The following is a 12,811-nucleotide window of genomic DNA, read 5'->3' on the forward strand; positions in this document are numbered from 1 at the left end:
CCGCGCGCATCGTAGCCGGCGGTCCGCATGTGCACGCCGGGCGCCTACTTCGCGCGTTTCGCGTCGTTCGGCAACACGAACTCGACACGGCGATTCAGTGCACGGCCGTCCGGATTGTCCGCGCCATTCCTGAGCGTATTGGGCGCGACCGGTCGGCTGCCCCCCAGCCCCTTGGCCGACAAACGCGCCTTCTTCATCCCGTGCGACGTGAGCCAGTCGGCCACGGCATTCGCGCGACGGAAAGACAGCGTCTTGTTATACGCGGCAGATCCTTTCGAATCGGTATACCCCTCGATCACGATCGCCCCGGACGGAACGGACGCGGCGAGCCGCAGGATGTCGTCGAGTGTCGGCTCGGCAGACGGCCGGATGCTGGCCTTGTCGAAGTCGAACAGGACGTCGCCCAGCATCGACACCCGTACCGTCGCCTTGTCCTCGCGCACGGACAGGCCGTCGTGCCGTGCCGCGAGCCCCGATGCCCTGGCCGACAGATCCGATACGGTGCTGTTCAGATCGGACGAGAATCCCTTCACGTCCAGGACGGTTGCGTTGAGATCCCGAATGTCGCGATGCGCCGGCGGCGCTTGCGCGAAGGCACCGCCGACTGCGGTCGCCGACAGGATCAGCGCCACGATTGATATGATCGCTCCGGCCATGGTCAGCGATCGGTAATCTTGATGCCGTCGAGCGCTTCCACACCCGGAATCGACAACGACACCTTGGTGACGTTCTTCGGCGGAGCAGGAAATCTCCCGTACCACGTGCCCGCGCTCGGCGAATCCTTCGATGTGCTAAGAACCACGCGAGGGCTGGCCAGCGGCTGGTTGTTGCTGTCCGTCAGCAGCAAGTGCTTCTTGTTGCCTGCGAGCACGTAGATGCCGTTCTCGTAGTCGCTCTTGCTGATCGAGCTATAGAGCACTTCCACCTTGTTTGCGACGAGCGGCTTGAACCGCAGCTTGATCGTCAGGATATCGCCTTCGCGGATCGCCTCGATTGCCTGCGCTTCGGCTACGCCGCTCGAAACGAGCCCGACAGCCAGCGGCGTAGCGGAGGAAGACCCCGCGGGCGCCTGAGCCGACGCGGTATCGGAAAGTGCCGCGGTCGCCAGCAGCGCCCCCACGACGGTGCAGATGGTTGCTGCGTTTCTAATTGGTGTCACGGGAACCGTCCTTTTTTTAAGGTTATTGGTAGCGTGCGTCAATTACGAAACGAGTTCTCTCATTGCCGTTCCGGCGCTGGAACCCTGGCTGTGTCTCGGATTTGAGTTTATGAATTTGTAGGGAGAATACACGTCTTTCGTAAGGCTCGACAACCGTCGCGGGCATATTCCCGTGGCGCGATTCGAGCGTAAATATTTCCGACTGTCCGGTGGCTCCTTGAAAAAACAAGGGACTGCGCACGGCGTGGACATGCCCGATGCCATCGAATCTGCCATGTCGTGCGGAAAAACCGACCGCACTTCGCGCGCGATCGCGGTCATGGGGGGTTCGAGCGCGGAGATACGGCCAGCCTCGCGAGTGAATTTGCAGAATCAGCGGAACGTCAGTGATCCGCATCAATGGACCCTGGTCCGCTTCGACGTCGAAGCACCGGCATACGCCGCATGACGATCGTGTACCATCGGCGCTTCCCGATACGCTTTGTCGCGCTGCCTTCGTCCGCCCGCGCGGCCCACACAGCGCCCCCCGCTTCGCATGACCTCACCCGTTCCGTCCGGCGCCGCGCTGCGCCCGCTGCCGATCGATACGCTGACCGTGCCGGCCGCGCTCGACGGACGCGCGGGCACCAACCGCTCGGGCAGCGCGCATCCGCAGATCGCCGCGACCAACGATCTCGACGCCGTGCGCGCATGGCTCGCGCGCTTCGTCGATACGCCGACCACGTTCCAGAACTACCGCAAGGAAGCCGAGCGCCTGCTGCTGTGGGCCGTGATCGCGTGCGGCAAGCCGCTGTCGTCGCTCACGCACGAAGATCTCGTCGTCTACCGGCAGTTCCTGCTCGCGCCCGCGCCGGCCGATGTGTGGTGCGCGAACGGCGGCCGCAAGCATCCGCGCGACGACCCGCGCTGGCGGCCGTTCTACGGGCCGCTGTCGGCGGCCAGCCAGCGGCAGGCGCTGGTGATCCTGAACGTGATGTTCTCGTGGCTCGTGCAGGCCGGCTACCTCGCCGGCAATCCGCTTGCGTTGTCGCGGCAGCGGCAGCGTCGTCCCGCGCCGCGCGTCACGCGCCATCTCGGGCAACCGCTGTGGCAGTCGGTCAAGGACGCGATCGTCGCGATGCCGCGCGACGACGCGCGAGCCTGCTTCCACGCGGATCGCGCGCGCTGGCTGTTCACGCTGCTGTATCTCGGCGGGCTGCGCATCACCGAAGCGGCCGACACGACGATGGGCCAGTTCTTCTGCCGGCGCGACGCGAACGGGCATGACCGCTGGTGGCTCGACGTGACGGGCAAAGGCGGCCGGCAGCGGCTCGTGCCGGCCACCGACGAGATGATGGCCGAGCTGTCGCGCTACCGGCGCGCGCACGGGCTGCCCGCGTTGCCGAGCGACGGCGAGCCCACGCCGCTCGTACTGCCGCTCGGCCAGGCGCGCAAGCCGCTCACGCGCGCGGCGCTGCACCGGATCGTGAAGCAGGTGTTCCGGCACGCGGCCGACCGGCTGCGCGAGAGCGGCGCAGCCGGCGACGAACAGGCGCGTGTGCTCGAACAAGCGTCCGCGCACTGGCTACGCCACAGCGCGGGCTCGCACATGGCCGACGGCCGCGTCGACCTGCGGCTCGTGCGCGACAACCTCGGCCACGTGTCGCTCACGACGACGAGCCAGTACCTGCACGCGGACGACGACTGGCGGCATCGCGAGACGGAGGAGAAGCACCGGATCGGGTGGTAGGCGATTCTCGCGCCGCGCACGGCAGCGTCCCGTCGATGTCGATGTCGATGTCGAGGCCGAGGCCGACTTGCGGTTCGCACCCGCGTTCGGTGAACGAGTTCGAGCCCGCTTCCCGGCACCCTCGCCGCGAACCGCGCGGCACGTCTCACACGATCAATACACGGCCACCCAGTGCCCGGGCACCCACGCCCAATGATTGCCGGCCCACCGGTAATGCCCCTTCGCCCAGCGATACCCGGCTGCCGGCGGCGGCGGCGCCACTTCGACGAGCGGCGCCGGCTGCGGCGGCCGCACGGGTTCCACCACGCAGGCGGACATCAGCACGGCACTCGCGCACACCAGCACGGCAAGCGAAACGGATCGGATCTTCATCGTCGATTCTCCCTGTTGTGTAATCGTTTGGCGGGGACGAACGCGGCAACGCGCCGCGTCACGCCACCCCGCGAATCAGGCCGGTCATCGGCCGCGTCGCACCGCTTTCCGCAAACAGCGCGGACGCGGTGCGGCGGGGATCGAGCCGCAGGCTTTCGGCAGCCGCGCCCGAGATCAGCGCATCGAGCGAGGCGGTCGGCTTCAGGTCGCGGCCTTCATACAGGTCGCCCGGGCGCAGCCCCGGCCAGTCGGCGATCACGCGGCCGCCCGCGACCGCGCCGCCCGCCAGCATCGCGACCGACGCCTGCCCGTGATCGGTGCCGCCCGTGCCGTTCGCCGCGGCCGTGCGGCCGAACTCGGTCGCGACCAGCACCGTGGTCTGCTGCCATGCGGGCCCGAGACCGTCGCGCAGCGCGGCGAGCATCGTGTCGAGCGCCTTCAGTTGATTCGCGAGCCGCGCGTTCTGCGCGCTATGCGTGTCCCAGCCGCCCGTTTCGATCATCGCGATCCGCGGGCCGTCGTCGCGCGCGAGGAACGTCGCGGCAAGCTTGCCGACACCCGCGGGATCCTGCCGCGCATGCGCGTCGCCGGCGAGGCCGCGCGCTTGCATCGCCGATTGCCACAGCGGGCCAAGCTGCGCGTCGACCTCGTAAAGTGCCGACACGCGCGCGAGCAGGTCGTCCGGCGCGGCCGGCAAACCGGACGGCGCATACGACGCGGCCTGCACGGTGCCGCGCAACGCGAGCGGCACGGTCGGCGCGAACGCGATCGCGCTTTCGCGCGTCGCCGGCAGCAGCGCGGCGAGCCGGTTCAGCCAGCCGTCCTTCACCTGATATGGCGCGCGGCCGCCTGTTTCGAGCACGTTCTGCCCGTCGAAATGCGAGCGGTCGCGATACGGCGACGCGATCGCGTGCACGAACAGCGCCTGCCCGTCGCGGTATAGCTGCGCGGTCTGCGTGAGCGACGGATGCAGCGCGAACGTGCCGTCGAGCCGCGTCGCGGCCGCGGTATCGATCGCGAGCGCGCCGCGCAGCGACGCATACGCGGGTTCGGCATACGGGACGACGATGTTCAGGCCGTCGGCCGCGCCGCGCTGAATCACGAACACGAAGCGCCGGTCTGTCTCGACGTTCGCGAACACGATGCGCGGCGCGACGAGGATCGCGCCTGCGCCGGCGGCGGCAACGCTCAGGAATTGTCGGCGGGACAGGGCCATGGTCACCTCCGTTGGAAATCGGGCGATACGAGCAGCAGCGCGAGCGACGTGGTCGCGCTTTCCGCGCGCGCCAGCGCGGTCGCGGTCGGCGCGCTCATCGACCCGGCGAGCAGTGTGTTGCCGAGCGTGCGCGGGTCGAGCCTGTCGCCGGTACGCGCGGCCAGGCGCTGTGCGATCTCGACGCGGCGCACGAGCGCGTCGGGCGCGGCCCAGCTCGCAGCGACGTCGTCGTAGCCGGCCGGCGAGCCCGGCCGCCACACCGGCTGGCCGAGCTGCGCGAGCAGCGGCGCGGCCTTCAGGTCGCCCCGATCGCCCATCTCGCGCCAGCCGAGCCCGCGCAGCGACGATACGGCCCACTCCCACGGCGTCTTGAACTTGCGGTTGACCGGCGACCACGCATCGGGCGCATCGACGAGCGCGCGATAGACGGTCGGCAGATCGCCGCCGCTCGCATCGAACGCGCGGGCCAGCGGGTCGACCAGCGCGGGCGACGGATTGTCGGCGACGAAATGACGGGCAAGCTGGAACGCGATATGCCGGCCCGTCGCATCCGACCGCGCGAGGTCGTGCAGGATCGCGCGCGCCTGCGCTTCGCCCGGCTGGTCGTAGGTGTGCCCCATCACCGTGCGCGTGCCCGGTTCATGCAGCTTCGGGCGAAACACGAACGCGCCGGGCGCGGCATCGCCCGGCTGCGGCCCGCGTCCGCCCGCGATGCTCCAGCCCGTCAATGCGCGCGCGAATTCCGTCACGTCGGCTTGCGTGTAGCCGGTGCGCACGCCCAGCGTGTGCAGTTCCATGATTTCGCGCGCGAGGTTCTCGTTGAGCCCGCGCTTCGCCGACGGATTGCGTGCTTCAGCACGCAGCGCGGCCGGGCTGTCCGGGCCGACCGAGCGTGCCTGGTCGAGAAAGACCTGCATCGCGGGATGCTGTTCGACAGCCACGAGCATGTCCTCGAAGCGGCCGAGCACGTGCGGGCGGATCGCGTCGCGTTCGAACGCGCCCGCGTACGCGGCCACCTGCCCCTTGTCGACCGACACCGCGAAATGGTTCGCCCAGAAATGCACGAGACGCTCGACGAACGGCGCGGGCGTGTTCAGCGCGCTGTTCAGTCGTGCGGCTACGGCGCTTCGATACGCGTCGTAGCCGTCGCGCCGGATCGATTGCGCGGTCGCGCGCTTCGCGGCCGCGTCGTCGCCCGTCATCGCGTTGCGCGCGTTCGCGAAGCGCGTCGCGAGCGCGACCGCATCCGGTTCGCCGGCCCACGCGGCGGGCCGCGCGTCGTAACGGTCGAATTGCGCGACGAGCGCCGCCTTCGGGTCGGCAGGCGGCGCTTCGTCGGCCCGCGCGCCGAGACCGAAGCGGTTCAGCGCGATCGCGGCCGGCGTGGTGTCGTTCGGGTGGTCCATGACGGGCTCTCTTGCGGTGCGTACCCACGTTTAACGCAGGCACGCAGGGAAATCCGTCGCGCGGATGGCGAATATTTTTTGGTTCGGGGAAGCGAGGAACGGGAAAGTCGGTGGCGGTGATGCACTGCAACGGCGCAAGTCATCGACGCGCAACAGCAATGCGATTCATCCCGTGCACGCATTGCGCGTGACCGAACGCGAATGCCGGCGACACGCGTATCGCGTGTCGCGTGTCACCCTGCCTGATGCTTACTTACTCGCTCGCCGACGCGTCCGGCTTCTTCTGCAGTCTCGGCGGCAGACGCCAGTTGCCGCTGCGCTGCAATCCGTCGACGAACTTCACGCGCTCTTCGGGCGTCAGTGTCGCCGCGAAATCGACGACGCTGCGCTCGACCTGCACACGCATCGCGGTATCTGCGGCGCGCGTGCGATCCAGTGCGGCGTCGATCGCCGCGCGATCGAGTTGCGGCGCGGCGAGCAGGTCCAGCACGGTGATCCGGCCGTCGCGCCCTTCCCGCGCGAAATCGCGGCCGTTCTTGCGCGCGGCCTTCAGCGCGGCGGCAAACTCGCGCTGCCGCGCATCGGGCAATTCGTCCGCCGCGAAACGCAACGCGGTGCGTTGCGCGGGCGCGCCCTCCGCGTGCAGGTCGCGATGCGTCGAAAACCACTGATACGCGCCGCCGCCGATCGCGCCGAGCATGAACACGTTCAGCACGACCGAGCCGACGAGGATGAATTTCCAGCCACGTTCATTCATCAGTTGCTCCGAGAAACCCCACCCCTCTCCCAAGGGAGATTCCTACGGGGCATAGGGCGGGGAGGAAAGGAGTGCCGTTGACAAACAGCATCCCAACGGTAGAGTGACCGACATGATTCTTGTCTACCGCTACCGCGTGAAGTCGCTCAACGGACTGCTTAACAAACAGAGCCGTGCGGTGAACTACGTCTGGAACTTCTGCAACGACACGCAGAAGCACTCGCTCAAGTGGCGTAAAAAGTGGCCGACGGGGTTCGATCTGAACAGGCTGACGACCGGCAGCAGCAAGGAACTCGGCATCCATTCCGGTATGGTCAACGCAACCTGTGAGCAATACGCGAAGTCGCGCAGCCAGCACCGTCGCCCTTACTTGCGCTATCGCGGCAGGAAGTCGCTTGGCTGGTTGCCGCTGAAGGGCCGTGACCTGAAGCGTGAAGGCGATGCGTTTCGCTTTGCCGGCAACACCTTCCGCGTGTTCAACAGTCGGCCGCTTCCAGAAGGCAAGATCAAGGATGGGACCAATTTTGCGCAGGATGCGCGCGGCAACTGGCTCCTCAACATCGTGATCGAGATGCCCGATGTTCCGGCGCGCCCAATCCGTTCCGGCGTCGGCATCGATCTCGGCCTGAAAGACTTCGCCACACTTTCGACTGGCGAGAAGGTGCCCAACGACCGGTTCAGCCACCGCGCGGCCGAAAAGCTGGCAAAAGCTCAGCGAGCGCGAAAGCACAAGCGCCATATCGCAAACCTGCATGCGAAGGTGGCAAATGCCCGCGCCGATTTCCAGCACAAGCTCGCGCTCGCCCTGGTGCGGCGCTTCGATTACATCGCGGTCGGCAACGTATCGCCCACCAGCCTCGCCAAAACCAGGATGGCGAAGAGCGTCAACGACGTATCCTGGTCGTCCTTCCGCCACAAGCTCCGTTACAAAGCGATAGCGCACGGGGTCACGTTCGAGGAAGTGGACGAAAGCGGTTCTACCCAGTCCTGTTCGGCGTGCAGGTCGAAAGACAGCACGACGCGGCCGAAAGGTATCGCGGGGCTGCGAATAAGAGAGTGGACCTGCAGTAACTGCGGTGTCGAGCATGATCGAGATACCAATGCTGCGTTGAACATTCTCCGATGCGGACGTGCATCGCCAGTTGTGGGAATTCCCCGCCTTTAAACGGGGGAGGACGTCAATCACCACCCCAATCCACGCTCGGGCCGCCGAACGTCGTCGTCAGATAATCCGGCTCGTGCGGCGACGTCGGCACGCTGCCGAGCATCAGCATCGACACGGCCACCGCGCCCGCCAATGCGCCGGCCAGGCCGACGCCCGCGAACGCCGCGCCCGACCACCACACGTTGCCGCGCCGCCGCGCGCGTTGCGGCGCGGGCGCCGTCGCGACGATGCGCTCGACGAGCGCCGGTGCGGGCGGCATGACCGTGTCGTACGCGAGCCATGCATCGAGGTCGGCGGCATCGTCCAGCGCCAGCAGCGCTTCGCGCGGGTTCGCGCGCGCCCACGCCTCGGCGGCCGCACGCTCGCCGTCCGGCCAGCGCCGCGCGTCCGAGCCGTATGCGGCGACGATGGTACGAAATCGTTCGGGTGTCATCGCTTGTCCTCGCTAGGTGGGTCGCCGGCCAGTTGCGCGCGCAGGTTGCGCCTCGCGCGGGCGAGCAGGCTTTCCAGCGCATCGACGGTGATGCCCATCAGGTTGGCCGCTTCCACATTCGACATTTCCTGATAGTACTGGAGCACGAGCGCTTCCCGCTGCCGCGGCGGCAACGCGGCAAGCGCCTGCCGCACGCGCGCATCGCGCGAACGCAGTTCCGCATGCGCGGCCGGCTCCGGTTGCGGGTCCGGCACGTCGGGCAACGTATCGACGGGCTCCTCGCGCCGGCCGCGCAACCGGTCGTAGCACAGGTTCAGCACGACGCGATGCAGCCACGTGTCGAAGCGCGCCTCGCCTTCGCGCCAGCGCGGCGCCTGGTTCCAGATTCGCAAGAACGTCTCCTGTGCGACGTCCTCGGCTTCGTTCCGGTCGCCGAGCATGCGCGTCGCCAATGCGAGCAGCCGCGGCAGCTTGCGCGCGACGAGCACGCGCACCGCCGACGAATCGCGCGCGCCGACGCGCGCGACGAGTTCCGCGTCCGGATCGCGGTCGCCGCGATCGCTCAACGCCGCCTGCTCCGTCGCGCAGCGCGATTGCGTCGCGCTGTGCCGGCAGGTGTGCCCGCCGCCCGGCTGAAGCTCATCGTCGTGCTCTCCTTGCATGCATCGGGCCATCGCCGCGCGGCGCCACGCCGACGGTTCGGCGGCGCCGCGCGCATCGTGCGCGGCGTCGCACACGGCGTCGGCCATGTCCGTTTCATCGACATCCGTTTCGCGCGGCATATCGATCCTGTCGGCCGGTCATGAGTCGCCCGGTGGTCGCGCGACCGTCGGCCGGCGCACTCAATATACGACGACCGGCGCGGGCCGGTAATACACCGGACGCGCCGGTACCACGACGCAGCCGGCCAGCACGATGGCCGCGGCCGCCACTATCACGATGGTTCGAAAAGGCATGGCTTCGACTCACGAGATTGCGTGAATGATCCGCCGCGCCGGCACGATTCCGTGCGCGGCGGTATATGCGTCAGGCCCAGTGGCCCGGCACCCAGCGCCAGGCCGGGCCGCGCGCGGCCCAGTGCCCGGGCACCCAGTGATAACCGACGCGCACCACTTGCCAGTGGCCCGGAATCCATACGTAGCGCCCCTGCCGCCAGTGCCAGTGGCCCTGGTCCCACACGTAGCCCGCACGCTGCGCCGGCATCACTTCGACGCGCGGCGGCGGCGGCGCGTAAGGCGCGACGATGACGGCCTGCGCGAAGGCGGCGGACGCCGCCAGCGCGGCCACGCATCCGGCGGCAAACCGCAATGGAACAGAAAGTTTCATGAAAGACTCCGAAGTAACGGGCATCGACCGGAAGCGGCCGTTCATGCGTTAAACGGAGCGGGCAACAGAAATCCGTCGCGGTGTCGGCGAATAAATTTCGGGTGGACTGAACGCGCTTTGGAGCGGCCGGATGCCGCGCGACGCGCGAGCCGGCGTATCGGCCGCCACACACGGGCTTGCCGTGCTGTCACAACGCGGCAAAACTGCCCGTCGACAATGCGTGTCACCGGGATCCCGCTCGTTTCCGGCCCACGCCCCGGCCGCGCTCGCGCATGGCCGAGCGGTTCCACTTTTCGCGCCCCCATCAACGAAAACACGACCATGTCGAACCAGGACACTCTCCCTGATCAGCCGAACGAGCCGGCCGCGTCGGTGTCGCGTCGCGGCTTCCTGAAACTCGCCGGCGTATCCGGCCTTGCGACCGCTGCCGGCGGGCTCGCGGCCGCCCGGGCCGCCGCGTCGAATCCGGACGGCACGCCCGAGCAGGTCCATCTGACGTGGGGCAACGACCCGACGTCCGAAGTCGTGATCTCGTGGGCGTCGCTCGCACCGGCCGTCAATCCGCGCGCGCGCATCGTCGCCGACGGCGAGCCGCCGCGCACGGTGCACGGCGTCCAGCGCCTGTACACCGACGGCCTGAACGGCGAAACCGTGTTTGCGTACCACGCGCGCGTGCACGGGCTGAAGCCGGATACGCGCTACCGCTACGAGATCACGGCCGACAACGACAGCAATGCCGCGCAGCCGTTCGCCGCGAATTTCTCGACCGCGCCGCGCGGCCGCGCACCGTTCCGCTTCACGAGCTACGGCGATCTCGCGACGCCGAACGGCGCATGGGTGCTGTCGTCGCCGCAGAGCCGCTTCGCGGTGCAGGCCGTCGAGCAGTTCCAGCCGCTGTTCCACCTGCTGAACGGCGACCTCTGCTACGCGAACCTGAACCCCGCGCACCAGCCCGAGGTGTGGCGCGACTTCGGCAACAACAACCAGACGTCGGCCGCGAATCGCCCGTGGATGCCGTGCCCCGGCAATCACGAGATCGAGTTCAACAACGGTCCGCAAGGGCTCGACTCGTATCTCGCGCGCTATACGCTGCCGGAGAACGGTACGCGTTTCCCGGGCCGCTGGTACAGCTTCCGCGTGAGCTCGGTGCTGTTCGTGTCGCTCGACGCCGACGATGTCGTGTACCAGGACGCCGCCGCGTTCGTCGGCGGCCCCGCCCCGCTCGTGCCGGCCGCGAGCACGGGCCACCCGCCGATCGAGCCCGGCACGTCGTTCTACGTGCGCGGCTACAGCAACGGCGAGCAGACGCGCTGGCTCGAACACACGCTGCGCCATGCGGCGCATGACGACGACATCGACTGGATCGTCGTGCAGATGCACCAGGACGCGCTCAGCTCGTCGAAGACGGGCAACGGTTCCGACAAAGGCATTCGCGAGGCATGGCTGCCGCTGTTCGATCGTTACGGCGTCGACCTCGTGCTGTGCGGCCACGATCACGACTACGAGCGCAGCTACCCGGTGCGCGGCTGCAATCACCGTGCGGGCGTCGACGCGACGACCGGCGAAGTGGTCGAGACGCTGCAGCCGCGCCCGGTCGGCTCGAACGACCCGGACCGCACGACGTTCGACACGAGCCACGGCACGATCCACCTGATCCTCGGCGGCGGCGGCACCAGCGCGCCGCTCGACGTGTACGGCGAGAACCCGTCGACCGGCTTTGCGCGGGCGAAGGTGTTCACGAAGCCGAACCGGCCGGTGCCGGGCACCGCGCCGAACACGTTCGTGCGCAAGCCGGCCGATGCGCTCGAGGATGCGATCTGGTCCGCGCGCCGCGATACGGGCACCGGTTACGGGATCGCGGTGTTCGACCACGACCCGGGCAAGCCGGGCGGCCACACGACGATCACGATGCGCTACTACCACGCGCCGGGCGCCGATCAGCACCCGACCGCGCAGTACGAGCTGTTCGAGACGATCGAGCTGAGCAAGCAGCGGCACGAGCGGTGATCGGGCTGGCGCCCGCTGCGGCGGGCGCCGGTTGCATTGCCATCGAGGAATGGGCGTGCCATGACGCGGGTTAGACTGCGTGCCTCGCACACCGGCCCATGAAGATGAGTTTCGAATACCGCATCCACACGCCGTCGTCTGCCGACGCATTCGATGCAATCGCGGATGCGCTACGGCAAACGCATCGCGACATCGACGTCGATCCCGACCGACGACGACTCGAAATTCGCGATGACACCGGCGGCTGGCCGCTGATCGGCCTGTCGACCGACGAACACGGGTTCTTCCTCGTCACGACGCTCGGGACGACGCGTGACGCCATGCTCGACTCGATCGGACACGCATTGTCGGCAATCGGTGCGACATGGCGCATCGACGACGCATGACCGGCTACCGCGTTCCGCACACGCCTCAATCGGCCGCACGCACGCGGCCGCTCCCCCACCAACGTCCACCGCTCGGTCGCCCCGGCTCGGCCCATTTAAACTACGCGTGTTCGGCGTAATAGCCGTATTGCATTGCCGGTTGCGGACGCAACCGGATTTTTCCGTTCGCGACGACGGTACACGCAAGCGCAACCGAATCATCCGAAATCGAATTTGAATGTTGAAACAGGCAGGAAGCATGAAGCGCAAGAACAAGAACAAGGCAACGCTCGCCGGGCTCGGCGCGGTGCTGTTGTGGGCCTCGGTGGTTGCCCTCGTCCGCGGGGTCAGCGAAAACCTCGGTGCGACCGGCGGCGCCGCGATGATCTATACGGTGGCGTCCGTGCTTCTGCTGTTTACGATCGGCTTCCCCGACCTGAGCAAGTTCCCGAAAAGCTACCTGCTCTGGGGCGGGCTGCTGTTCGTCTCGTACGAGCTGTGCCTGGCGCTGTCGATCGGGTATGCGAGCAACGGCCGGCAGGCGATCGAAGTCGCGATGGTCAACTACCTGTGGCCGAGCCTGACGCTGGTCGCGGCCATCGTGTTCAACAAGCAGCGCGCCAACCTGCTGGTCGTGCCGGGCGTCCTGCTGTCGATGCTCGGCATCTGCTGGGTGCTCGGCGGCGACCAGGGGCTCGATCCGGCCGGCATGCTGCGCAACGTCGCGGACAATCCGCTGAGCTATGGCCCATCGTCTTATACAGAAGTGTCGGCGTCACCGCTGGCGCGTAACGCTCGTAAGGTTTTGGCCGCGACATGAACGTCTCTGAGTCCGAGCCAAATAGCTTTCGCACCGGGTTCGCCGTCACCTTTGCG

Annotated in this window: 15 protein-coding genes and 1 pseudogene; 6 read left to right on the plus strand and 10 right to left on the minus strand. The window is 67.8% G+C overall.

Annotation, left to right across the window (positions count from 1 at the left end; all coding sequences use genetic code 11):
• Window positions 1-44: 44 nt before the first annotated feature.
• Both GD429_RS22045 and GD429_RS22050 read right to left on the minus strand, forming a co-directional pair.
• A complete protein-coding gene (locus tag GD429_RS22045; RefSeq protein ID WP_321574778.1) occupies window positions 45-761 on the minus strand; it encodes an OmpA family protein in 717 nt (238 codons plus the stop codon).
• The gene (locus GD429_RS22050) at window positions 659-1,159 is read right to left on the minus strand and encodes a hypothetical protein (RefSeq protein WP_321574779.1); all 501 of its coding nucleotides are present in this window, start codon (window positions 1,157-1,159) and stop codon (window positions 659-661) included. The genes GD429_RS22045 and GD429_RS22050 overlap by 103 nt, the downstream gene beginning before the upstream one ends.
• A gap of 250 nt (window positions 1,160-1,409) precedes the next feature.
• Here GD429_RS22050 and GD429_RS22055 point away from each other — a divergent pair, with 250 nt between their 5' ends.
• Window positions 1,410-1,607: a hypothetical protein gene (locus tag GD429_RS22055; RefSeq protein ID WP_152859861.1), complete on the plus strand. Its 198-nt coding sequence runs from the start codon at window positions 1,410-1,412 to the stop codon at window positions 1,605-1,607.
• 87 nt (window positions 1,608-1,694) lie between these two features.
• Entirely contained in the window at window positions 1,695-2,888 is a 1,194-nt protein-coding gene (locus GD429_RS22060) for a tyrosine-type recombinase/integrase (protein WP_152859863.1), read from the plus strand.
• A gap of 153 nt (window positions 2,889-3,041) precedes the next feature.
• On the opposite strand, the gene GD429_RS22065 is transcribed toward GD429_RS22060, so the two are convergent.
• From GD429_RS22065 to GD429_RS22080, 4 genes are all read right to left on the minus strand, one after another.
• Complete coding sequence (locus GD429_RS22065) at window positions 3,042-3,260, minus strand: YXWGXW repeat-containing protein (RefSeq protein WP_152859865.1); 219 nt, start codon at window positions 3,258-3,260, stop codon at window positions 3,042-3,044.
• A 58-nt stretch (window positions 3,261-3,318) separates the two neighbouring features.
• Complete coding sequence (locus GD429_RS22070; RefSeq protein WP_152859866.1) at window positions 3,319-4,476, minus strand: DUF1501 domain-containing protein; 1,158 nt, start codon at window positions 4,474-4,476, stop codon at window positions 3,319-3,321.
• A 2-nt stretch (window positions 4,477-4,478) separates the two neighbouring features.
• Window positions 4,479-5,882 (minus strand): DUF1800 domain-containing protein, encoded by a 1,404-nt coding sequence (locus GD429_RS22075; protein WP_152859868.1) that lies wholly within the window; start codon window positions 5,880-5,882, stop codon window positions 4,479-4,481.
• A 253-nt stretch (window positions 5,883-6,135) separates the two neighbouring features.
• Entirely contained in the window at window positions 6,136-6,639 is a 504-nt protein-coding gene (locus tag GD429_RS22080) for a periplasmic heavy metal sensor (RefSeq protein ID WP_152859886.1), read from the minus strand.
• A gap of 112 nt (window positions 6,640-6,751) precedes the next feature.
• On the opposite strand from GD429_RS22080, the gene GD429_RS22085 reads away from it, so the two are divergent.
• Complete coding sequence (locus GD429_RS22085; RefSeq protein WP_152859888.1) at window positions 6,752-7,804, plus strand: RNA-guided endonuclease InsQ/TnpB family protein; 1,053 nt, start codon at window positions 6,752-6,754, stop codon at window positions 7,802-7,804.
• A gap of 13 nt (window positions 7,805-7,817) precedes the next feature.
• Here the strand turns inward: GD429_RS22085 and GD429_RS22090 are convergent, their stop codons facing one another.
• The 3 genes from GD429_RS22090 to GD429_RS22100 all read right to left on the minus strand — a co-directional run bounded on the left by GD429_RS22090 (window position 7,818) and on the right by GD429_RS22100 (window position 9,563).
• Window positions 7,818-8,237, minus strand: a complete 420-nt coding sequence (locus GD429_RS22090; protein WP_152859890.1) for a hypothetical protein — start codon at window positions 8,235-8,237, stop codon at window positions 7,818-7,820.
• The gene (locus tag GD429_RS22095; protein WP_152859892.1) at window positions 8,234-9,019 is read right to left on the minus strand and encodes an RNA polymerase sigma factor; all 786 of its coding nucleotides are present in this window, start codon (window positions 9,017-9,019) and stop codon (window positions 8,234-8,236) included. Before GD429_RS22095 ends, GD429_RS22090 begins: the two co-directional genes overlap by 4 nt.
• Before the next feature lie 244 nt (window positions 9,020-9,263).
• Window positions 9,264-9,563 (minus strand): YXWGXW repeat-containing protein, encoded by a 300-nt coding sequence (locus GD429_RS22100; RefSeq protein WP_152859894.1) that lies wholly within the window; start codon window positions 9,561-9,563, stop codon window positions 9,264-9,266.
• A 321-nt stretch (window positions 9,564-9,884) separates the two neighbouring features.
• On the opposite strand from GD429_RS22100, the gene GD429_RS22110 reads away from it, so the two are divergent.
• The 3 genes and pseudogenes from GD429_RS22110 to yddG form a co-directional block, all read left to right on the plus strand.
• On the plus strand, window positions 9,885-11,570 hold the full coding sequence (locus GD429_RS22110; RefSeq protein ID WP_152859896.1) for a purple acid phosphatase family protein: 1,686 nt from the start codon (window positions 9,885-9,887) through the stop codon (window positions 11,568-11,570).
• 98 nt (window positions 11,571-11,668) lie between these two features.
• Window positions 11,669-11,956 (plus strand): hypothetical protein, encoded by a 288-nt coding sequence (locus tag GD429_RS22115; RefSeq protein ID WP_152859898.1) that lies wholly within the window; start codon window positions 11,669-11,671, stop codon window positions 11,954-11,956.
• Window positions 11,957-12,194: 238 nt separating this feature from the next.
• A pseudogene (gene yddG / locus GD429_RS22120) lies at window positions 12,195-12,683 on the plus strand (aromatic amino acid DMT transporter YddG); the annotation flags it as partial.
• An 8-nt stretch (window positions 12,684-12,691) separates the two neighbouring features.
• On the opposite strand, the gene GD429_RS41210 reads toward yddG, so the two are convergent.
• A complete protein-coding gene (locus GD429_RS41210) occupies window positions 12,692-12,778 on the minus strand; it encodes a hypothetical protein (RefSeq protein ID WP_415748950.1) in 87 nt (28 codons plus the stop codon).
• Between the last annotated feature and the right edge of the window lie 33 nt (window positions 12,779-12,811).

Source organism: Burkholderia sp. BE17 (assembly GCF_009362305.1).
Taxonomy (GTDB): Bacteria; Pseudomonadota; Gammaproteobacteria; order Burkholderiales; family Burkholderiaceae; genus Burkholderia; species Burkholderia pyrrocinia_C.